This window comes from Acinetobacter sp. Z1, assembly GCF_024296945.1.
Taxonomy (GTDB): Bacteria; Pseudomonadota; Gammaproteobacteria; order Pseudomonadales; family Moraxellaceae; genus Acinetobacter; species Acinetobacter beijerinckii.
On sequence record NZ_CP101115.1, the window covers coordinates 2,244,054 to 2,265,136 of the forward strand.

General features: G+C 36.7%; 20 protein-coding genes and 1 pseudogene. 7 read left to right on the forward strand and 14 right to left on the reverse strand.

Features of this window, described 5'->3' with window-relative positions; genetic code table 11:
* Positions 1–208: 208 nt before the first annotated feature.
* Positions 209–637: a chlorhexidine efflux PACE transporter AceI gene (gene aceI, locus NGC85_RS10460; RefSeq protein ID WP_254730939.1), complete on the reverse strand. Its 429-nt coding sequence runs from the start codon at positions 635–637 to the stop codon at positions 209–211.
* Between the two features lie 88 nt (positions 638–725).
* Here aceI and NGC85_RS10465 point away from each other — a divergent pair, with 88 nt between their 5' ends.
* From NGC85_RS10465 to NGC85_RS10480, 4 genes are all read left to right on the forward strand, one after another.
* Positions 726–1,619: a LysR family transcriptional regulator gene (locus NGC85_RS10465; RefSeq protein WP_254730943.1), complete on the forward strand. Its 894-nt coding sequence runs from the start codon at positions 726–728 to the stop codon at positions 1,617–1,619.
* A gap of 111 nt (positions 1,620–1,730) precedes the next feature.
* Positions 1,731–2,720, forward strand: coding sequence for a transaldolase (gene tal / locus NGC85_RS10470; RefSeq protein ID WP_254730946.1), 990 nt, complete (start codon positions 1,731–1,733; stop codon positions 2,718–2,720).
* A 72-nt stretch (positions 2,721–2,792) separates the two neighbouring features.
* Positions 2,793–3,443: a leucine efflux protein LeuE gene (leuE, locus tag NGC85_RS10475; RefSeq protein ID WP_254730949.1), complete on the forward strand. Its 651-nt coding sequence runs from the start codon at positions 2,793–2,795 to the stop codon at positions 3,441–3,443.
* A 99-nt stretch (positions 3,444–3,542) separates the two neighbouring features.
* Positions 3,543–4,721 carry a benzoate/H(+) symporter BenE family transporter gene (locus NGC85_RS10480; protein WP_254730951.1) on the forward strand — a complete coding sequence of 393 codons (1,179 nt, stop codon included), beginning with the start codon at positions 3,543–3,545 and terminating at the stop codon, positions 4,719–4,721.
* 32 nt (positions 4,722–4,753) lie between these two features.
* Here the strand turns inward: NGC85_RS10480 and NGC85_RS10485 are convergent, their stop codons facing one another.
* The 7 genes from NGC85_RS10485 to pepN form a co-directional block, all read right to left on the reverse strand.
* On the reverse strand, positions 4,754–6,586 hold the full coding sequence (locus NGC85_RS10485) for a monovalent cation:proton antiporter-2 (CPA2) family protein (protein WP_254730953.1): 1,833 nt from the start codon (positions 6,584–6,586) through the stop codon (positions 4,754–4,756).
* A gap of 134 nt (positions 6,587–6,720) precedes the next feature.
* On the reverse strand, positions 6,721–7,440 hold the full coding sequence (locus NGC85_RS10490) for an MgtC/SapB family protein (RefSeq protein ID WP_254730955.1): 720 nt from the start codon (positions 7,438–7,440) through the stop codon (positions 6,721–6,723).
* Positions 7,441–7,497: 57 nt separating this feature from the next.
* Complete coding sequence (locus NGC85_RS10495) at positions 7,498–8,190, reverse strand: hypothetical protein (protein ID WP_254730956.1); 693 nt, start codon at positions 8,188–8,190, stop codon at positions 7,498–7,500.
* Between the two features lie 310 nt (positions 8,191–8,500).
* Positions 8,501–8,917 carry an RDD family protein gene (locus tag NGC85_RS10500; protein ID WP_005053405.1) on the reverse strand — a complete coding sequence of 139 codons (417 nt, stop codon included), beginning with the start codon at positions 8,915–8,917 and terminating at the stop codon, positions 8,501–8,503.
* Positions 8,918–8,982: 65 nt separating this feature from the next.
* Positions 8,983–9,669, reverse strand: a complete 687-nt coding sequence (locus tag NGC85_RS10505) for a dienelactone hydrolase family protein (RefSeq protein ID WP_254730958.1) — start codon at positions 9,667–9,669, stop codon at positions 8,983–8,985.
* A gap of 138 nt (positions 9,670–9,807) precedes the next feature.
* Entirely contained in the window at positions 9,808–11,187 is a 1,380-nt protein-coding gene (locus NGC85_RS10510; RefSeq protein WP_254730960.1) for an L-serine ammonia-lyase, read from the reverse strand.
* Positions 11,188–11,323: 136 nt separating this feature from the next.
* Positions 11,324–13,930, reverse strand: a complete 2,607-nt coding sequence (pepN, locus tag NGC85_RS10515) for an aminopeptidase N (protein WP_254730962.1) — start codon at positions 13,928–13,930, stop codon at positions 11,324–11,326.
* Between the two features lie 343 nt (positions 13,931–14,273).
* Here pepN and NGC85_RS10520 point away from each other — a divergent pair, with 343 nt between their 5' ends.
* The gene (locus NGC85_RS10520) at positions 14,274–14,531 is read left to right on the forward strand and encodes a hypothetical protein (protein WP_005053401.1); all 258 of its coding nucleotides are present in this window, start codon (positions 14,274–14,276) and stop codon (positions 14,529–14,531) included.
* Positions 14,532–14,586: 55 nt separating this feature from the next.
* On the opposite strand, the gene NGC85_RS10525 is transcribed toward NGC85_RS10520, so the two are convergent.
* From NGC85_RS10525 to NGC85_RS10540, 4 genes and pseudogenes are all read right to left on the reverse strand, one after another.
* Positions 14,587–15,060, reverse strand: coding sequence for a DUF2147 domain-containing protein (locus tag NGC85_RS10525; protein ID WP_005053400.1), 474 nt, complete (start codon positions 15,058–15,060; stop codon positions 14,587–14,589).
* Between the two features lie 217 nt (positions 15,061–15,277).
* Positions 15,278–15,754, reverse strand: a complete 477-nt coding sequence (locus tag NGC85_RS10530) for a DUF2147 domain-containing protein (RefSeq protein ID WP_254730964.1) — start codon at positions 15,752–15,754, stop codon at positions 15,278–15,280.
* Positions 15,755–15,792: 38 nt separating this feature from the next.
* The gene (locus NGC85_RS10535) at positions 15,793–16,269 is read right to left on the reverse strand and encodes a DUF2147 domain-containing protein (protein WP_005053396.1); all 477 of its coding nucleotides are present in this window, start codon (positions 16,267–16,269) and stop codon (positions 15,793–15,795) included.
* Positions 16,270–16,408: 139 nt separating this feature from the next.
* A pseudogene (locus NGC85_RS10540) lies at positions 16,409–16,570 on the reverse strand (DUF2147 domain-containing protein); the annotation flags it as partial.
* 219 nt (positions 16,571–16,789) lie between these two features.
* On the opposite strand from NGC85_RS10540, the gene NGC85_RS10545 reads away from it, so the two are divergent.
* Both NGC85_RS10545 and thiM read left to right on the forward strand, forming a co-directional pair.
* Complete coding sequence (locus tag NGC85_RS10545; protein ID WP_254730966.1) at positions 16,790–17,950, forward strand: hypothetical protein; 1,161 nt, start codon at positions 16,790–16,792, stop codon at positions 17,948–17,950.
* A gap of 35 nt (positions 17,951–17,985) precedes the next feature.
* Entirely contained in the window at positions 17,986–18,801 is an 816-nt protein-coding gene (gene thiM, locus NGC85_RS10550) for a hydroxyethylthiazole kinase (protein ID WP_254730968.1), read from the forward strand.
* Positions 18,802–18,963: 162 nt separating this feature from the next.
* Here the strand turns inward: thiM and NGC85_RS10555 are convergent, their stop codons facing one another.
* The gene (locus tag NGC85_RS10555) at positions 18,964–19,332 is read right to left on the reverse strand and encodes a 5-carboxymethyl-2-hydroxymuconate Delta-isomerase (protein ID WP_254730970.1); all 369 of its coding nucleotides are present in this window, start codon (positions 19,330–19,332) and stop codon (positions 18,964–18,966) included.
* 9 nt (positions 19,333–19,341) lie between these two features.
* Positions 19,342–21,054 carry an AAA family ATPase gene (locus NGC85_RS10560; protein ID WP_005053387.1) on the reverse strand — a complete coding sequence of 571 codons (1,713 nt, stop codon included), beginning with the start codon at positions 21,052–21,054 and terminating at the stop codon, positions 19,342–19,344.
* Positions 21,055–21,083 lie beyond the last annotated feature (29 nt).

Here is a 21,083-nt window from a genome sequence, read left to right on the forward strand (position 1 = left end):
TTTTGATCAATCAACCTAAATGCAAATTCATTAACTTAAAGTTAATAGTAGTGTGTTGTTTTAGTTCAAAACCCAAATTTTCAAAATGGTTTTGGTTTGGTCTAATAAAAGACTCCTCTTAAACCATGCACAAAAAAAGTTGATCCAAATTTCTTTGAATCAACTTTTAAATCAATACTATTACTATGTTTTATTGGAATATTACTGTTTAAACAGCTAACTTGGCATTCGGAAAGAAGCGTTCTTCAATCAGGTCATAACACCACTGGAATATAAATGTATAAACCAAAATACACATGGTTAAACCAAAGTCTAAAATTAATGCATCAATGAAACTCATTTTCATCATGTAGGCAATAATCGGAATGGTCGCAAGCATCAAACCGCCTTCAAAGCCGACTGCATGAAGAATACGAACTGGAATGGTCCTTTTCCATTGATATTTATATTCAACTTTCTCGAAATAATGATTAAAAATCATATTCCACACCACAGAAATCACCGCCATAATCACACCTAAAACACCAGTGACTTCTAAAGGCATATTAAAAATAAAACTTAACGCGATTGCGATGATGACCAATAAAATCACTTCATAGCTCATCGCATGAACGAGTCTTCTTTTGGAAATCAACATTTCTATAACACTCTCTTGTTTGTATATGAGCCATTTTATTTTTATAATGTTGATTAATCTAATCAGATTCTTTCAGTTTTTTTGACAGATGAATATAAATCAAGAACAACTTTTGATGTTCCAAACCGTGATTGAAACAGGTTCATTTTCTGCTGCTGCACGTAAATTAGGCAAAGTTCCTTCCGCTGTGAGCATGTCGATTGCGAATTTAGAAATTGATCTCAATCTCAACTTGTTCCAACGAATTGGTCGTGAGCCAACGCCGACAGCCGAAGCGATGGTGCTTTATGAAAAAACTCAGCAATTATTGATTGAAATGAATCAATGGAAGCAACATGCACATGCCTTGAGTAATGGTCTTGAATCAACACTGAATATCGTTATAGTCTCAGAATTACTCCATACCAATTGGACTGATTACATCACTTTGTTAGAACAACATTTTCCTAGTTTAGCAATCAATATCGTTTCAGCTCCTCAAGAAGACGCTCTACAAATGTTGCTTGATCAAACAGCACAACTTGCACTGATGTTTGAGCGAGAACAACTGGATAGTCGTGAACAATTTGTAGAGTTAAAAAGAGAAGCTTTGGTGCCAGTACTTGCTAAGCATCATCCTCTTGCACAACTAGAGAATGTTTCTTTCGAGCAAATGGTGCAAACGCGTCAAATCGTTGTCGCAAGTCGTGATAACAGTATTAAACCAGAATTACTTTTTTCTAAAGATTATTGGCGTACTGATAATCACCACTCTGCTTGTATGATGATTGTGAGAAATTTAGGTTGGGGCGTACTTCCACTCGAAATGTTTAATGAAAATCCTGAGCTAAAGAAGAAATTGAAAATCTTAGAACTCTATGATTTCACCCCGAAATTCGAATATTTCGTTGATTTAGTATGGAGTAGAGAAAGTGAATTAGGTGCTGCGGCGCGCTTTTTAATTGATCATATTAGAGCACAACGCCATGATACGGCTAAATAACAGCCACTTATTTAATACTGATCCATCAAACGAAAGCTGTACTTTGCTTTCAGTCAGATTGTGTTATAAAAGAAGTTACCAATAATATTGTTTATTAAGAACGTTATATCAATGACCCAGAATGCATTAGACCAATTAAAGAATTTAACAACCGTTGTTGCTGATAGTAGTGATCTTGAAGCAATTGAAAAGTTTCGACCATTAGATGCAACAACAAACCCTTCTCTCATTACTGCTGCGGCTGAACAGCCTGAAAGTAAAGAGCTGATTGAAGATGCCTTTTATCAGGCCAAAGAAGAAGGCTATCAAAGTGATGCGTTGATTGAACGCACGATTGATATTTTGACTGTAAAATTTGGTGTAGAAATTCTAAAGTTAATTGATGGTCGTGTTTCAACTGAAGTAGATGCTTCACTTTCATATAATACCGAAGCAACAATCGCTAAAGCCCGTGAACTGTCTAAGCTTTATCAAGGATACGGAATCGAACAATCACGTATCTTAATTAAGATTGCTTCAACTTGGGAAGGTATCCAAGCAGCAAAAGTTCTTGAAGCGGAAGGTATTCCTTGTAACCTCACCTTGTTATTTGGTTTACATCAAGCGCAGGCTTGTGCAGATGCAAACATCACTTTGATCTCTCCATTTGTAGGTCGTATTTTGGATTGGTATAAGAAAGCTGAAGGTGTTGATCAGTACCCGATCGAAAAAGATCCTGGTGTCTTATCTGTTAAGAAAATCTATAATTATTACAAACAATATGATATTCAAACTCAAGTTATGGGTGCGAGTTTCCGTAGCACAGCACAAGTACTCGGTTTGGCAGGTTGTGATTTATTAACGATTGCACCGAATTTATTGGCACAATTGGAACAAGACCAGCAAACTATTCAAGCACAATTAACAAAAGATGCAGCACTACAAGCTGATAAAATTGAACGTGCGCTGCAAACCAAAGAAAGTTTTAAAGCTGAGTTAGAACAAGATTTGATGGCTTTCCAATTACTTCAAGGTGGAATTGATGGCTTTATCAAAGCACGTGATCAGTTAAGTTTATTACTACGCCAGTCTTTCGGTATTGATGCTGAAATTAAAGCATAATTAGTCGATTTTTCACCTATAAAAACCGATTTTTGTTATATTAGCAAAAATCGGTTTTTTAAAGAGTTTATCGTGTTTGGCATAACAGATTTAACCACATATATTATTGGTACAATCTTAATTGTGTTATTGCCAGGTCCGAATTCTTTGTATGTGATGTCTGTCGCTTCGCGCTATGGTATCCGTACAGGATACGCCGCTGCTTGTGGTGTTTTTACCGGTGATTTTATTTTAATTATCTGTACTGTCTTAGGTGCGGCTTCCCTCCTTAAAGCTTTTCCGATTTTGTTTGTTCTTCTGAAACTTTCAGGCGCGTGCTACTTATCTTATTTAGGATTTAAACTATTACAATCTGCGTATCAGACGTGGAATAAACCAACTCATAACGCTGAACTCGCTGATTTACCTAAACTTGATCAGATTCACCCTTATCGTACCGCACTCAGTATTAGTCTACTCAATCCTAAAGCGATCCTATTTTTCCTGTCTTTCTTTGTTCAATTCGTTGAACCTAGTTATGCTTATCCCGCATTTAGCTTTTTAATTTTAGCTATTATTTTGCAAATCATTAGTTTTAGCTATTTAACTGCTTTAATTTTCTCAGGTATTAAATTAGCTAACTTTTTTAAACACAACTACAAACTTGCAGCAAGTGGGATTTTTTTAGTCGGTATTCTATTCTTTGGTTTTGGTTTAAGACTCGCTACGTCCACCCTCACCTAAATTAAATTTGATTTATTGATTTGATGATTTTAGAACTACGATTTAGTGTGTATTAACGATATACTTTTCAACAAATTTTAAATAAATGTAGATGTATAGATGCAACGTCTCATCCAAGATTTTTCAATTCCTGCGGTGTTTGCGGGTTTTATTACCTTCCTAATTGGTATTAGTGTATCTGCAATATTAGTGATTCAAGGCGCTCAATCGCTAGGTGCAAATACTGCACAAATTAGCTCATGGTTTTGGGCTTTAGGTCTGGCGATTGGTTTATCTGGTTTAATTCTATCTTGGAAGTATAAATACCCCGTAGCAACGGCATGGTCTACGCCAGGTATTGCTTTAATTATTGCATCTACAGGTCATTATGATCTTTATGAAGCGATTGGTGCATTTGTTATTTGTGGTATCGCAATTGCTGTGGTTGGATTTTCTGGCATTTTTCAGAAACTATTAGCGCATATTCCTCAAAGTCTAACTTGTGCAATGCTTGCTGGCATCTTGTTAAAATTCGGTATCCAAATTTTTAGCAGTTTAGAAAGCCACCTAGGATTTATTCTGAGCATGCTTATTATTTATCTTGTGTCTAAACGCTTGTTTCCTCGTTACAGCATCGTACTCACAGTAATTTTAGGCGCAGCAATTTGTCCGTTGTTTATTGATTTTAAATTGCAATCGATTACTTGGTCATTTACTCAACCTGTATGGATGCAACCTTCATTTTCATGGTCTGCAATTCTTGGTTTAGCTTTGCCACTGTTTGTGATCAATATGACCTCGCAGAACTTACCAGGAATTGCGATGATCAAAAGTTATGGTTATCACCCGCATGTAAATCAATTGGTTGGTTGGACAGGTGTTGCACATACTATTTTTGCTCCTTTTGGATGTTTTTCAATAAATTTAGCGGCGATCAGTGCAGCAGTAAGCTTAGATGATCAAGTGCATCCTGATCCAAGCAAACGATATATCGCAGGGATTAGTTGTGGCTTATTTTATATTTTAATGGGACTTTTTGCGGCGACACTTGTAAGTTTGCTGATGTCATTCCCACAAATTTTTATTGTTGCCCTTGCTGGTATTGCACTTTTTGCTACCATTAGTCATAACATCGCTGTGGCATTTGCAAATGTAGAAGAACGTGAAGCAGCGCTCCTAACATTTTTATGCAGTGCTTCGGGTGTACAATTTTTAGGAATTGGTTCAGCTTTCTGGGGTTTGATCCTAGGTATTTTTGTTTTAGTTTTATTCAAATTTAAGCAAAAAAATAAGCCTTAGTTGGACTAAGACTTATTCAAAAATATTAAGAATTATTTTTCGTCTAAATCTTTCTGTGTCTCTTCATCATTTAAAATTCGTCCAGCTTGTTTAGGACGAATTAATGGCGCAGTTGGGCGAGGATGAGTGTGTGAATATTGCATACCCGCACCTGCATAAACATCATCAGCTGCAATTTCCGTCTCAAAGCGTTCATTGTCTCGATCTCGAATTTCATCAGAGATAATACGAACTTCATCTTCATCTACACCAAGTTCTTGTAATATTACTTCACCAAATTTAATTGCTGATTCAAAGGTTTCACGCATCATGTAATCAACTTTCTGTTTCACTAGATAAAGTGAATGCTCTCGGTCATAAGATCGAACGAGTAGCTTAGCAAGTGGGAACTCATGCGTAACCAACTCAACAATTCGATTGGTTGTTTCTTTACTATCTACACAAACTACAATTGCTTGTGCCGACTCTGCGCCTGATGCGTGCAAAATATCTAGACGACAACCATCACCATAATAGATTTTAAAGCCAAATTTTTCTGCGTTTTGGATCATATCAATATCATTATCAATGATCGTTACATCAACGCCACGCGCTAGTAACAATTGACTTGTAACTTGACCAAAGCGACCAAAACCAATCATTAATACGCTGCCAGATAGACCCTCTGCAACACTGACATTTTCCAAAGAAACCGTTTTATCTGTCTTGGTAAATCGACTAAAAATAATTCCAATAATTGGCGTCAACACCATGGATAATACAACAATCGCAGTAAGATTTGATTTAACAGTATTATCAATAACTTGTGCGCTCACAGCCGCGGTAAATAATACAAAGGCGAATTCTCCACCCTGTGCCATTAATAATGCTCGATCTAAAGCCTCTGAATGAGAGCTCTTAGTAACACGAGCAATCACATAAATCATCAGTGCCTTAGCAAACATCAACGCCAAAACACCACTAATAATGAGCTGCCAGTTCTGAGCAACTACTGATAAATCAAGCGACATGCCAACACCAAGGAAGAACAAGCCGAGTAACAACCCTCTAAAGGGTTCAATATCTGCTTCAATTTGATGTCGAAATGTAGATTCAGATAACAGAACGCCAGCTAAGAAAGCACCCATTGCCATTGATAAGCCACTCACTTGCATCAACAAAGCAGCACCTAAAACCACTAAAAGCGCAGCCGCAGTCATCACTTCTCTTGCTTTCGCAGCAGCCAGCAATCTAAATAAGGGGTTGAGTAACCAATAACCTGCCGCGATTAATCCAGCAATCGCGATGAGTCCTATTCCTATATTTTCTAAGCGAGTGGACGTGCTTTCGACAACATGATTTGGTGCCATAAATGCCACAATCGCAAGCAAAGGCACAATCAATAAATCTTCAAACAATAAAATCGAGACAATTTTCTGCCCATGCGGTTGAGCAATATCTCCCCGATCACCAAGTAATTGCATCACAATCGCAGTTGAAGTTAATACAAAACCAGCAGCGCCAATAAATGCTACTTGCCATGTAAAGCCGAATAAAAGTCCCACGCCAGTAAGCGCCAAAGAACACGCCACAATTTGCAAAGTTCCTAAGCCAAAGATTTCTCGCCTTAATCCCCATAAATGAGAAGGCTGCATTTCTAGCCCAATCACAAATAAGTACATCACAATACCTAATTCAGCGATATGCAAAATGGAGGCCGAATCATGGAAAAATGCAAAACCAAATGGCCCGATAATAAGCCCTGCAATTAGATATCCTAAAACTGACCCTAACCCTATACGCTTAAATATAGGTACTGCGACAACAGCAGCTGCCAATAAAACCACTGGCGCAATCAAGCTTATTGAATGTGCTTCTGAACTCATACTGTTCTCATTTTTATCAATCTGAAATCATTCTATTTGAAACAATAGTAGACTTATATATTATTTATGAGACAATTCATCTCAAATAAATGATTTTAAATAGCTAAAAAATCTAAAACCGTGATACACAAATATTATGTTACGGCATTTTTATCCCAAAATGCCTGACGGATCTGTGGCATCGCATTCAAATGATTAATAATATGCTGTGCATCTTCACTTTCGATCGAAGTCGCAATCAACGTCACCTCAATTTCCACTTCCTTTTCACCAAATGGAGTGACTTCAATATCTTTGGCTGGATAATTATGATGTTTCAGCGTCAGATTTAATTCATCCATTACAACTTTACTTTGTACACGATCACAAATGATATAAATCACATGTAACACTTCAGTTTCGTCATCTAATGGACGACGGTCTATTGCATGAACAATCGGTCTTAGCAAAGTATTGGCTGCCAAAATAAAAGCCGTTGCCAGTATTGCTTCAATAATAAGATCTGAACCCGCGGAAGCTCCAACGGCTGCAGAGCACCATAAGGTCGCTGCCGTGTTTAAACCATGAATATTGCCTTCTTGGCGCATAATCACACCCGCACCCAAGAAACCAATACCTGAAACCACATAGGCAATCACGCGAACTGCACCTTCTGCACCCGTTAAATTGGTGGCAATATCGACAAAAATTGCAGCACCAACAGCGACTAAAACATTGGTTCTGAGTCCAGCCGTACGTTGTCGATACTGACGTTCAAAACCAATTAATGCACCGAGAATAAAAGCAACAGATAGACTGACCAAAGTGTCAGCAATATTCGATAAATCAATATTTTGTAAAAATTTTAATTGCATCTTACACCTATATTTTTATCAATAAGTCTAATAATAGATCAACTGAATTTAAGCTCATTATGATGACGGTGTATAACTTAAACCAAGTCCAAACCAATGCTGTTTTAAACGATGTAGACGATCGCCAAAGGAAGCTTCTAAAGTAAGTACATTCGGAATCAAACTGTATTGCAGCGCTGTTTGAAAAAATGGCGCTTGACGGTCTTGATTATAAGTTTCAAGTGTTACACCAACATGCTCGGTCAGCGTATAAGTTGAAGCAATTCCCCAGCGAACTAGACGCTCATCGGCTTGTTGATAACCGAGATTGGTATCCAATGCTAAACGTTGATCTAAGAGTTGAAAACTGACTGGAACATTCAAAAACCAGTTTAAATCCCCATGATGAGCTACATCATCACGTGATAGCTGTAAACTACTAGCAATACCCCAATCATTTTCGATTGGCTTTAAAATACTTTTCGCTTGAAGCGAAAAGCCATGAATCTGATCGTGATCTTTACTTGAGTGATAACCTAAAGATACTTCTAAATTTTGATTGAGATTACAGGCAGGTACGACTTGATAAGACCACGTTCCGTCTTGATTATAATTATAGGCACTTTCTAGCTGACACTGCTGTGCAGCTGTTATAGAAATATCATCGGTGTTGATGAGTGGGCCAGCCTTACTCTTTTGGGGCAGCAATAATCCACATAAAATAAATACGTTAAGAACAACAAGCCATTGAATGGAAGCATGAAAAAACATAGGCTTCTCCCTATTTTAGGTGAGAAACTAAACAGGACGTAGTCAATAGAATAAATTTTGTGGATACAGCAAAATTTTATTGGAAGGTTTAGATAATTTTTAGCAAAGCTATCTCATTGCAAGATAGCCGACCTAAATAACTCACTTGCTCAGTATTCGCTTTGGCTTAATCCTTTATTAAACCCGAACCTCGAACAACTTCCCATTTAGGATCTCCGTGAATAAACTCAACGGCATTATAGGACATGCGAATTGATTCACAAGCCCTATCATATGAATTTTTTATTACATGATAAAATTTCGCTCTAAATTAAAGCTCTCTGACTACAACAGTTTTTGCCATTTTGTCATGCCAGCCTTGTTTTTTAGAATCAAACGCAACCCAAATAAGTCCAATAAATAAAACAAGTGTTGCAGGTATGTAGCCTATATAGCGAATAATCCCCTGACCGACTGTTACATGATTACCTGATTTTTCATCTAAAACTTTTAAACGTAATAGACGTTTACCTGGTGTTCCTGCAAATTTAATCCAACAGAAAATATAAAATACCGCGCAAAGAAGTTGCCATGCCCACTCTAACCCAGAACTCATTCCAGAAGTATAAGTGCTATTCCATCCCACAATCATCGCAATCGGAATTAAAGCAATTGCAACAATAATTGAATCAATAATGGCTGCGCCAACACGTATCCAAAAACCAGCATATTCATATTTAGAAGACATTTTCTCTCACCTTTTATTTTTTATAAAAATAAACACTTATTCATGATCTATTTTGAGAATAACATTTATACGCCTATTTGTTTTAATTCTCGATCGAAAAAATCAACCGTTCGCTGCCATACAATTTTCGCCTCAGGTAAGCCACGACTTACACTTCGAAAGCCATGTGGCATATTATAAGTATAAGCCTCTACACGATCTCCTAACTGATTTATCAGTTTATTACGTTTCGTTGCTGGGCAAAATGGGTCTACAGTTGACCAATGACCTTGTAAGATTCGTATGTCATCCAAGGATTCTTTTTTCGGTACACCTGCACCTTGAATGCCCAAAGAATGATGATAAACCACAGGTGCAAGCATATCCGCACGTTTTGCCATTTGGATAACGTAGCCACCTGTCAAGCATTGACCAAGCATACCAAGTCGACCATTTGAGCGTGGGTCAGCCTTTAATGCATCAAGTAGCACATGAATTTCTTGATTAACATCACTATCCGCAGCATTTATACGCCCAGCCTTACTAACCATTGCGCGAATACAGTATTTAACTGCACCACCACTAAATAAATTGGGTACATAAACCAAATAACCACGATCTGCTAAATCTTGAGCATCTTCACGATAAACATCAAGTACGCCAAATAACTCATGTAGCAATAAAATTGCAGGCACTTTATCTGATTTTTCAGCAGGTGTATAAACTTCTACTTCTATGTCACGGGTGGGTAATGTGATTGTTTTTATTTCCATCTCAGCGATCCATCTTCGTATTAGATTTCATCACATACTATTTATGACAATACAAATTGTCAAATAAAAAAGGATATCCATCAATATCCTTTTTTATCAATTTTTTTTATGTCAGCTTAGCAATCGTCTATATGGTATTTAACACTCAATCGAATTTACAGCTAAACCACCTTTCGAGGTTTCTTTATACTTATCGGACATGTCTTTACCTGTCTCTTTCATAGTTTGAATGACTTTATCCAAAGAAACATAATGCTGGCCATCACCATTGAGCGCCATCTGTGCAGCATTAATCGCTTTTACAGCAGCAATGGCATTACGTTCAATACAAGGAATTTGTACTAAGCCACCCACAGGATCACAAGTTAATCCTAGATTATGTTCCAACCCAATTTCGGCAGCATGTTCAACTTGATCAGGTGTTCCATTTAAAATTTCAGCTAAACCTGCTGAAGCCATTGCACATGCTGAACCGACCTCACCCTGACAGCCCACTTCTGCTCCAGAAATAGAAGCATTCAATTTACATAAAATCCCAACTGCTGCGGCACTTAAAAAGAATTTTACAATCGTCTCCTCAGATTCATCTTCGGAAAAATTCACGTAATAGGATAAAACTGCGGGAATAATTCCAGCCGCTCCATTGGTCGGTGCAGTCACGACTCTTCCACCTGCTGCATTTTCCTCATTTACTGCAAGTGCAAATAAATTTACCCATTCCATTGCATTAAAGGTGGTCGCGATCAGATTGCTATGTTCTTTTCTTAATAAACGTTGGTGAATACTTTTCGCACGACGTTTTACATTTAATCCACCTGCCAAAATGCCATCATGCTGTAAACCACTTTGAATACAAGATTGCATCACTTGCCAAATTGCCATGATTTTGGCACGTATTTCAGTTTCAGTTCGCCAGCTTTTCTCATTTTCTAACATCAAGTGACTGATACTGCACTGATGCTTTTTGCAAAGTGCTAACAGTTCTTTTGCGCTTTGAAATGGATATGGAATCTGAGTTTTATCTTCAATAAAACTTCCTTGGCCTATATGACTCTCATCTAAGATAAAACCTCCGCCTATCGAATAATAAGTATTGGCATAGACTTCATTATCTTGCTGATCAAATGCAATAATTTTCATTGCATTCGGGTGATACGGCAAAGCTTCATCGATAAAGAGGATGTCTTGATTCGCATCAAACGGAATTTGGTGAATACCTGCAATTTTTAAAATTTTAGATTTTAAATCGCGCTCTAGAGTTAAATCACTTGCTGAAATATTGATTGTCTCAGGATCATTCCCCATTAGCCCCAGTAAAGTTGCTTTGTCTGTAGCATGACCAATTCCTGTTGAAGATAATGAACCGTATAAGTAAATTTTAATCTGTTTGACCTTTTCTAAATCACGGCGTTGTTGCAATACCTCGACAAAACGATATGCTGCTCGCATCGGTGCGACAGTATGTGAACTTGAAGGACCTACACCGATTTTAAAAAGATCAAATACACTCAAAGCCATGTGTCATTATTCCTATAATGCTCCCATTTCTATTTTTTTTATAATTTTTTAATTGCGGGAAATTCTATAAATGCTGAATAAAAAATAATAACCACAACCGTAAACGATTGTGGTTAAAGCTAAAACTTAGTTTAGATTAAATACTGAGTAAAGAATTTAATGTTTCAGATACATTCTTCGATTTAACCTTTGGTTGCATCGCTTTAAGTGCTTGCTGCACCTGCGAACGCTGAGGTTCAGCTAAGGTATACCAACGTGACAATACTTGTAATAAGCGAGAACCTAAAATTGGATTTTTCTCATCTAAATAAGTTGCTAGATTGATGAAATGTTCAACGCCAAAACTCCATGTATTCACTGGACTATTAGATAATCCACCACTCACTGAGCGAATACGATTCGGTGTACCTAAATCATAATCAGGATGCTTGGTGAGATATCCAATGGTTTCAGCAGTGGCATTAGGATTAGATGCTTGAATGGTAAACCATTGATCTAAAGATAAAGCTTCATCTTTAAAACGATTATAGAAATCATCAAGTACCGATTGAGCTTGACGTGCATCATTCCACACGAGAACACGCAAAGCACCTAAACGCTCAGACATATTCCCTGTTTGCTGATATTGCTGATAAGCCAAATCGAAAGCAGATTCATCACCTTGACGTGCCAACATATTTAACATGATGTTTTTCAATGCACGTACACCCATTGCCAAAGAAAATTCTTTCTGCAAGTCAGGATCAAGCGCTAAATAGGTTTCTTTCCAGAACGAGCCAAGTTCACGCGCCAAACGATTTATAACTGCTTCACGTTTCTCGCGTACTAACTCAGGTTCATAATCTTGATCGATACGGCTACCCAAATAACTTTCACTTGGTACATCAAACAAACGTGATGCAAGCAAAGGATCTTTATTAACCAAATCAGGCAACGTATTTTTAATTGCTTGGATGTAGGTATCTGCTTGATGATCTTCTAATAAAATGCGTTCTAGCAACGTTTGAGTCGCTTGCCATTGGTTAAAACCATTGGTTTCATGTTGAATCAAGAACGCTAGATCATCATTAGAATAATCAAAACTTAGATTTACAGGCGCAGAGAAGTTACGTAGTAATGAAGCGACTGGTTGTTCGGTCACATCTGAAAATTCAATAGTAACTTCATCTTGATCAAATAAGTAAACGCCATCTTTCACATCATTTACGAATAGATCAGCACTATGCAAAGTGTACTGCTCACCCGTTTTTGCATTGAACAATGCTAAAGCAACTGGGATTGGAACAGCTTTTAAGTTTGGATACTTCGGATGTGCTTTTAAGCTTTGTTTGAAGCTCAAACGATAGGTCTTTGCAGCTGCATTATATTCACCTTTCGCTTCTAGCTTAGGTGTACCCGGTTGGTTATACCACGTCAGGAAATTTGATAAATCTACACCAGACCCTACGCTGAGTGCTGCAACCCAATCTTCAACTGTTACAGCCTGACCATCATGGCGAAAGAAATATTCGTCTGTGCCTTTACGGTATTTTTCTTTACCTAAAAGTGTTGCCATCATGCGGTTAATTTCCGCCCCTTTTTCATAAACCGTCGCTGTGTAGAAGTTATTTATTTCGACAAAATGATCTGGACGTGGGGGATGAGATAATGGACCCGCATCTTCAGGAAATTGATGTGCTTTTAATACAGCAACATCATCGATACGCTGTACTGCTGCCGACTGTAAATCTTCAGAGAATGATTGATCTCGAAATACAGTCAAACCTTCTTTTAAACAAAGCTGGAACCAATCGCGACAAGTAATACGGTTACCCGTCCAGTTATGGAAATATTCATGTGCAATTACTGATTGAACACGCATGATTGCTGCATCAGTCGTAAATTCTTCATCAGCGAGTACACAAGAGGTATTAAAGATATTTAAACCTTTATTCTCCATCGCCCCCATGTTGAATTGGCTAACTGCAACAATCATATAATTGTCGAGATCATAAGGACGACCATAATGTTCCTCATCCCAACGCATCGAATGCTTTAATGCTTCCATCGCAATATGGCATTTTGGAATATCTTTCTCGATCGCGTAAATTTCTAAGGCAACATCGCGACCTTCAGAAGTTGTATAACGATCTCTCAATACAGCTAAATCACCTATGACGCAGGCGAATAAATAACTTGGTTTTTTGGTTGGGTCTTGCCAAATTGCAAAATGACGACCTTCACCAGCCTCACCCGTTTCAAGTAAATTACCATTTGCCAATAAAACAGGATATTTTTTGTCTGCTTCAACACGGGTCGTGAATACTGACAAAACATCTGGACGATCTGGATAAAAAGTAATTTTGCGGAAACCTTCGGGTTCGTTTTGGGTAACAAATAGATCGCCCGCCTTATATAAACCTTCCAGTTGAGTATTTGATTCTGGATGAATGATCACTTGAGTTTGAATAATGACCTCATCTGGTGCATCAGTGATCTGTAATTGCTCTGCATCTAGCTCATACTGATCAGCAGTTAATAATTTACCGTTGAGTTGAATGGATTTCAGCTCTAAATCACGTCCTAATAATACTAATGCTCCACTAGCTTGACGCTTCATCACCAATATTGAATCAACAATCGTATGATCATCATAGACTTGAATATCTAAATTAATTGATTCAACTAAAAAAGATGGTTTTTGATAATCTTTCAAATAAATGGTTTGATCTGCTTGTACAGGAGGTTGCGCAGCGATATTCATCAGTATTCCTTATCTTTCGTCATGTCATTAGATGGTCTTGTTGGCAAGACTTCTTGATTAGCAAATCATACGCCAACTTATAAAACCTGTCTTTAGACACAACTATCTCATTTAAGAGTTTTATGATGTTTATTGTTCTTTTTTCAAATACAAGAGCAGAATTTAAGGTTCGTTTAGACAAAATTACAACATAGTTTTCTATTCTTAAATAAAAAATACAGAAGCCCGCCCTTTTCATCGCTTAATTTACATTTTTTTCTTCAACTTAACATTTTGTGCACGGTTATTGCTTAATCATATATGCCAATGTAGGTATATAAAATAACAAGCGAGGGCTACGACTATGGAATTGAAAGCACATCTATATCGTTTAGAAAATATTAAAGCGATCCACGATCTTGCAAAGGCAGGTGTTGATCACCACGTAATCTCGGTTTTTTTAACAGCAGAAGGAATTGAACTAACGGCATTAGAAGTAACCAATATTGTGAATACATACGACGCGCTTGGCAAAGAAAAATTACCAAGTAAAAAGGTACAAGCACTTATTGCTGCAAAAAAAATTGGTCAGGAGGACGAAAATTTACCATGCCCTGTTTAATCATCAATCAACAAAAAACCTCGAAACTTCGAGGTTTTTTTAGGCTTAAATTATTTTAAGGATTTGGGCTATCAGTTCTGATCCACACCACAGTACGACCAAGTGCGGAAACACCCATGTATCCACGCATACGTAAACGCTTACCTTCGCCAGTCACAACACCTTTACCTTTATAAACTCGACCTGAAGTCGGTTCTAAAACACGACCATCAATATAAGAGTCTGGTTTATTTGGATCTTCTCTAAATCCAGATAATATCTCCAAACCTAAAATTGGCTTATTCGTGTTTGGTGCTGCACATTTAGTGCAATTTGTGAGTGCGATGCCATGTGAGTTTGGATAACGATATATAATTTTTCCATGAAAACGTCCATTACTTCCTTTGCGAATTTCGACAATAGAAAGCTGTTCTCCAGTACGTTCTTCGATACTTTTCCAATAACCTTCGATAGAAGCAGCAAAAGTTGACACACTTGCACAAGCAATAGTTATTCCCATGATTCCGTTCATGAGTATACGATTTAGCATATTGACCCCGTCATTTAAAAAAGTAACTTATTCATCTTTATAAGTTTAATATTCGAAAAGTATCACATTTTTATTTAAGTTACACTGTACGCTACAGTTCATTTGTACACTAAGTGACAGTTTTTATTTAAAATTTAATACAACAATCATGATTCTTTAGCAGAAAAAAAATGCCAAAAGTGATCCCTAAGGCATTCTACAAATTAAATATATCTCATTAAGGATTTGGACTATTGGTACGAATCCAAACGATTGAACGTCCTAGCATTGAGACTCCAATATAGCCTCTTAACTTCAATCTTTTGCCATCAATACTCAAACGAGCCTTGCCTTTATAAATTTTACCAGTAGCTGGATCTAGCAATTTTCCATTTATATAATTATTTGGATCTTTAGGATCTTGAATAATTTGTGTCATGAACTCCAAACCTAAACGTGGTTTGTTTGTATAAGGCGGTGGACAATTTACACAATGTGTAACGTCTGCTCCTTTTCTTACGCTTGGATAAATATAAACAGTCTTACCACGATATGTACCATCCTCAACTTTTCTAATTTCAACAATTGCAAGTTGTTCACTGGTACGATCATCAATACTTTTCCAATAGCCCTCAATAGAAGTTGCAGAAGTAGTGATGTTTATAAAAGCAATCGAAACGCCTATGATTCCTTTCATAAGTATACGATTTATCATAATTTTCTCATTATTAATCAAATAAATTTTAGCAAAGCCTAAGGGTTCGCGCTGTCAGTTCGAATCCATACTTGAGTGCGTCCAAGCGCAGAAATACCCATGTATCCTCGCATACGCAAACGTTTTCCATCTGGGCTTAGTTGAGCTTTGCCTTTATAAATATTGCCTGTCTTAGGCTCTAGTATACGACCATCAATATAATGATTTGGCTTTTTTGGATCTTCTTTTAGATCAGAAGCAATTTGTAAGCCTAAAATGGGTTTATTCTTATATGGCTCAGGGCATTTCACACAATGAGTCAATACAGTTCCACCACCTAAAACTGGATAGCGATATACAATCGTTCCTGTGTATGTATTGTCTGGTTTCTTTTTGATTTCTACAATCGAAAGCTGTTGACCAGTACGATCATCAATACTTTTCCAAAAACCCTCAGGAGTAATCGCAAAAGTTGTTGTTGTACATAAAGCAAAAGAAATTCCCATGATTCCTTTCATGAGTGAGTTTTTTTGCATAAATTTCTCCTTAATGCAAAGCAATCCTTCCTATACACTTTTATTCTAATGAACCCAGACAGTCAACAAGACTAATGGATATTTAATTGCTTAATATTCATTAAAATTTTAAGCAATTCACACATTTAATAATAAATGATTATGGGTTGGCACTGTCTATTCTAATCCATACCACAGTCCGACCCAGAGCTGAAATCCCAACATAACCGCGCATATTTAAACGCTTACCATCATTATTTAAACGTGCTTTTCCTTTATATACTTTTCCTGTTTTACTTTCGATGATACGCCCATTTCCCCATTCCTTTTCAATTTTTTAAGTTAAGATTCAAATGTAATTTTAATTGACGTAGAAATTTACTATATTTTCAAAAAATACAAAGTAGTCTAAATAACTTTTATATAAATTTCAGTGGATTGCATCCTATTTTAGGTTTTCTTTTTTTAAGTATAAACTTTCCATCTCAAGGATCATCCAACATGTATAATCTTAGGTTTATAGCAAGTGAGTTTTATTTGAATGGATTTACAGATTCTACAAAAACAGTTAGATGAAAGTAGCCATTGCCCTTTATGCCAAGCCTCCATGTTTTGGATCGAAGCAGAACAATATTCACAAGAATTTCAATTTCATGAATGCAGTCATTGTCAGCACCGCGTTTTTAAAAGCGACAGTAAGTTAAATTGCCACTGTGCTCAATGTACTGCACAGAGAAAAAAGCAAACTCAACAGACAATCTTACAAGAACAACGAAAATACAAAATCAAGGATGAAGTGGTTTATAGCTTAAATCAGCTGAGTTTTTTACATAAATTATTTTTACTTAGCTTGCTCGATAATTATGCCCGCGAAGATGTCCAACATGATGAAATGATCCATTGGCAAAAAATTAAGTACTATGATTTCACACCCAATTATTTATTTCAAAATCAAATCGTTCAAGAGTTGGTTAAACTTGGCATCTTTAAGTTAAAAGATTCAACCAGTGAAACTGAACATTTTTATTTAAATATTCGACTCGATGGATATTCTGATCCGAGTCTTTATAGTATCGCTCAACAATTACGTAATTGGTTTTATCAAAATTTAAGCTTAGGCATCCCTTTTAAAAGCACTGATGAAGTGAAGGATGTACTTTATTTAGTGCTCTATCAAGAAATTGTTCAATTTATGCAGTTTTACTGTAGAACTTGGGGGATTAAAATTGCTGGGAATCGCGCCTTCCAAGCCTTTTGCTATCGTTTAATGGAAGGCTTAGCAGTGGGACAAATTTATTATTTAATCCAAACAGCATTGGAATACTTACACAAACAAAAGGTATTACAACCTAGAAATGATAAATTTATTAATACCAATTTACTGAAAAAAACATTGGAACAATATCGTGAACGTGCCTTAGCAGAACGCTGGGAAACCACAACTTTACCAAGACCACACAATATTCCATTGAGTAAAATGAGTGAGATTTTACTATTTAAATTACTAGGTTATGATGAAAGTGTTTTCTTTCAGCCGATTTGGAAATCTTGGCGAAAAATAGAACCTAGACTTAATTTTTATTCAGTCAAACGTTGCATGTATTGTGGTTCAAATGATCTTATTGTGGATTATGATGCAGATGACTATGTTTCGCTCATTTGTCGTAAGTGTAAACATCAAGATCATTATTTTACACGTTAAAATACCTTTTTTGAGTGCATTCAAGGGGCTGCAAAATGTCACAAAAACAACAATTAATTGAACAAGTCATAGAAGCATGGCATTCCTTGCAGAGTCAAACACCACTTGTACAATGTATCACCAATAGCGTAGCCAGTAATTATGTCGCGAACATTTTACTTGCAGCAGGTGCATCACCTGCAATGATTGATAATCCTTTTGAAGCAGAAGATTTTACAAAAATCAGTTCTGCCTTGAGTATTAATTTAGGGACGCCAACAACTGAACAAACTCAAGCCATGTTAATTTCAACTAAAACTGCTCAACAACATCAAGTCCCTTGGATACTTGATCCAGTGGGTTATGGTGCAATTTTAAAATGGCGTAGTGAAACTGTTGAACAACTTTTAGAATTTAAACCGAGTATTATTCGTGGCAACGCCTCAGAAATAAGTGCGCTAGCAGGCAGTCAAAATCAATCTAAGGGTGTAGACACTACATTAAACAGTCAAGATGTTTATGCCCAAGCAAAAAATTTACTACGGCATGCTGACTGTATAGCAATCTCTGGTCAGTCTGATTACATCATTTCCAAACATTTTGATTGCGTTATTCAGGTGAATGGAGGTTGCTATTTGCAACCTAAAATCACAGCAACAGGTTGTGCGTTAGGGGCATTAACAGCAGCATATAACGCTGTAAGCAACCCCACAATTGCTGCCCTCGCCTCACATATTCATTTTTCAATTGCAGGAAAACTGGCATTTGAACACGCTCAGACTGTGGGTAGCTTCAATGTAGCATTTTTAGATTATGTACATATGTTAGATGATAATTTGATTCGGCAATATGTGGATATCGAAACTCTTTAATGTGGCTCTGTTTTAGCAGAGCTCACAAACTATTGAAATAATAAAAGTTTGTAATCAAAATCTGAATCATGTACATAGTAAACAAAGTTTTGAAGTTTTTTAGATCAAAGAACTAACTTTTACATCAATTCGTCAAAGTTCTTTCCGAATTTTACTTTCTAATTATGGCTCAATTATCGCTTTAAAATAAAACTCTCGTGGCATATCAATGACCTCGACACAAACTTGTATCGAGTTTTCGATCTTAGCTTTCATATAGTTTTTTTGCTCAAGTACACCAAGTAACGCCTCACCCGCCACTTGTTTTTGCGCTTCAGTTCGTCCACTCAAAAGATAAAGTTTCAGATGAATATAGGCTTCTTGATTTTCTTCTAAACCAATCAAAAACACGTCATCTTTAAAAATGCGCGATTTGATATCATCAGCACTGAATAAATCAGTTTCAATCAATGCAGTATTCACGACTTTGAGTAAAGCATGCTGATCTAATTCAATTAAATTTGCTGAATAGTGAGCAATCAGATGAGGCATTTTAACTTCCTATTCAATAAATAAAAGTGCTAGACGGACTTGATCATAAGCCATGCGTGGACTTGTTGCTTCAACAATTGGGCGCAACTTGATTGCACCATCATCGGTAAAATGTTCAGGATTCTTGCGTTTATGTAAGCGTTTATAAATTTTACGGACTTCTTCAATAACTTCTTCGCCAGGGTTAGCAACTGAAATATCTAAGCCTTGTTCTTTTTGTAAACGCGCTAAGTGGTTAATAATCGTAGCTGGGGTTAAGCCACGTTCATGTGCGATATCTTCAATTTCATATCCATCTTCAAATAATGCACGCGTTTCGTCTAGTGTTGCTGCTGCATAATTTTGCTTAGTGCTTTTAGAAAGTTTCTTTTCATTACGATTAATTTCTGTCGCATTTAATGTACCACCACAATGTCGAATAAATGCATTGTGTTGTGTGGTTAAGTCAATATTTTCAAAATTAACTTCAGCTTCCTTAGATAGTTCTTGAAAACGACGATCAGCTTTAATCGCTAAACTATCTAATTCAAGTGCTTGTTCATTAAATCCGAGCAGTTTCAGTCCTGTCATGGACTTTAATCGTGATAAAGCCACATAACCCTGACCTTTTTCAAAAGTATGCGTTAAATTAATTTCTGCTGCTTCTAATGTCATACCTTGGCTTTTATGAATGGTAATTGCCCAAGCTAAACGTAATGGAATTTGTTGAAAACTCGCAATTGCTTTACCTGCTTCATTTTCAATTGACCACGTCTCAGGTTCAACTAACAGCGTTGTTCCGTCAGTTAATTTTACCTTAGGTAAAATGCCCTGTTTATCATCTTCTTCAAAGCCAATCACCTCACCCAAACTGCCGTTGATATATCCCATATCAAAATTATTTTTAACAAACATCACTTTGGCATGTTTTTTAAGCGTTAACTCTTCTGGTGCGCGAACTGAGGATTTTAGCGTTTCAATCAACTTGTCATTACCATCAAGTACAGCATTAAATTGATGGCTTTCGTTATCAATCTCATTCAAGTGTTGATAGTTGATGTTATCAACATCCATATTGTGAGTGTAGAGACGAGTAAAGGTATCGCCAATATCGTGCTGACGTGATTGCTGTAAGGCACTAACATGATGATCTTGAATATTCTGAGCACGGATTGCATTCAGAATTTTATTGAGCGTTTCATCATCTTGACGATGTTGTTCAGTCAAATAACAAACTCGAAATTTCGCTTCTACCCATGCATCTGACATAAAACAAAATTTATCTCGATTGCTTTCTTCTTTTTTACCAACTGGCGGTAATTGGAAAAAATCTCCAGCGACAATAACTTGGATACCACCAAAAGCTTCATCACTTTCTTTGAAGTATTTTAAGACCTGATTCACTAAGTTCAGTTGCTTAGCATGCAACATTGAAATTTCATCAATAATCAAAACTTGGGCATTTTCTAGGTGCTCTTTTAAATATTTACGCTCTTTCATACGCTTGAGATCATCATCACTCAAACTGTCTTTAATACCTATGCCTGCCCATGTATGAATGGTCATACCATTCATATGAGTCGCGGCAATTCCAGTAGAAGCGGTAATCGCAACAGGAACTTTTCGTGCTTTTAAATAATGAATATATTGATTAAGTGTGTACGTTTTACCTGCACCAGCCGAACCCGTTAAAAAAACATTTTCTCCAGCTTTTAGTAAATTTAGTGCAGTTTCTTGTTTCATAATTTCGTCAGTCAAAAACAACAGCACAT

Excerpts from the sequence above, each read along its gene's own strand:
- aceI (WP_254730939.1), bottom strand. The coding sequence starts at position 637 with ATGTTGATTTCCAAAAGAAGACTCGTTCATGCGATGAGCTATGAAGTG.
- NGC85_RS10465 (WP_254730943.1), top strand. The coding sequence starts at position 726 with ATGAATATAAATCAAGAACAACTTTTGATGTTCCAAACCGTGATTGAA.
- tal (WP_254730946.1), top strand. The coding sequence starts at position 1,731 with ATGACCCAGAATGCATTAGACCAATTAAAGAATTTAACAACCGTTGTT.
- NGC85_RS10480 (WP_254730951.1), top strand. The coding sequence starts at position 3,543 with ATGCAACGTCTCATCCAAGATTTTTCAATTCCTGCGGTGTTTGCGGGT.
- NGC85_RS10485 (WP_254730953.1), bottom strand. The coding sequence starts at position 6,586 with ATGAGTTCAGAAGCACATTCAATAAGCTTGATTGCGCCAGTGGTTTTA.
- NGC85_RS10490 (WP_254730955.1), bottom strand. The coding sequence starts at position 7,440 with ATGCAATTAAAATTTTTACAAAATATTGATTTATCGAATATTGCTGAC.
- NGC85_RS10495 (WP_254730956.1), bottom strand. The coding sequence starts at position 8,190 with ATGTTTTTTCATGCTTCCATTCAATGGCTTGTTGTTCTTAACGTATTT.
- NGC85_RS10500 (WP_005053405.1), bottom strand. The coding sequence starts at position 8,917 with ATGTCTTCTAAATATGAATATGCTGGTTTTTGGATACGTGTTGGCGCA.
- NGC85_RS10505 (WP_254730958.1), bottom strand. The coding sequence starts at position 9,669 with ATGGAAATAAAAACAATCACATTACCCACCCGTGACATAGAAGTAGAA.
- NGC85_RS10510 (WP_254730960.1), bottom strand. The coding sequence starts at position 11,187 with ATGGCTTTGAGTGTATTTGATCTTTTTAAAATCGGTGTAGGTCCTTCA.
- pepN (WP_254730962.1), bottom strand. The coding sequence starts at position 13,930 with ATGAATATCGCTGCGCAACCTCCTGTACAAGCAGATCAAACCATTTAT.
- NGC85_RS10520 (WP_005053401.1), top strand. The coding sequence starts at position 14,274 with ATGGAATTGAAAGCACATCTATATCGTTTAGAAAATATTAAAGCGATC.
- NGC85_RS10525 (WP_005053400.1), bottom strand. The coding sequence starts at position 15,060 with ATGCTAAATCGTATACTCATGAACGGAATCATGGGAATAACTATTGCT.
- NGC85_RS10530 (WP_254730964.1), bottom strand. The coding sequence starts at position 15,754 with ATGATAAATCGTATACTTATGAAAGGAATCATAGGCGTTTCGATTGCT.
- NGC85_RS10535 (WP_005053396.1), bottom strand. The coding sequence starts at position 16,269 with ATGCAAAAAAACTCACTCATGAAAGGAATCATGGGAATTTCTTTTGCT.
- NGC85_RS10545 (WP_254730966.1), top strand. The coding sequence starts at position 16,790 with ATGGATTTACAGATTCTACAAAAACAGTTAGATGAAAGTAGCCATTGC.
- thiM (WP_254730968.1), top strand. The coding sequence starts at position 17,986 with ATGTCACAAAAACAACAATTAATTGAACAAGTCATAGAAGCATGGCAT.
- NGC85_RS10555 (WP_254730970.1), bottom strand. The coding sequence starts at position 19,332 with ATGCCTCATCTGATTGCTCACTATTCAGCAAATTTAATTGAATTAGAT.
- NGC85_RS10560 (WP_005053387.1), bottom strand. The coding sequence starts at position 21,054 with ATGAAACAAGAAACTGCACTAAATTTACTAAAAGCTGGAGAAAATGTT.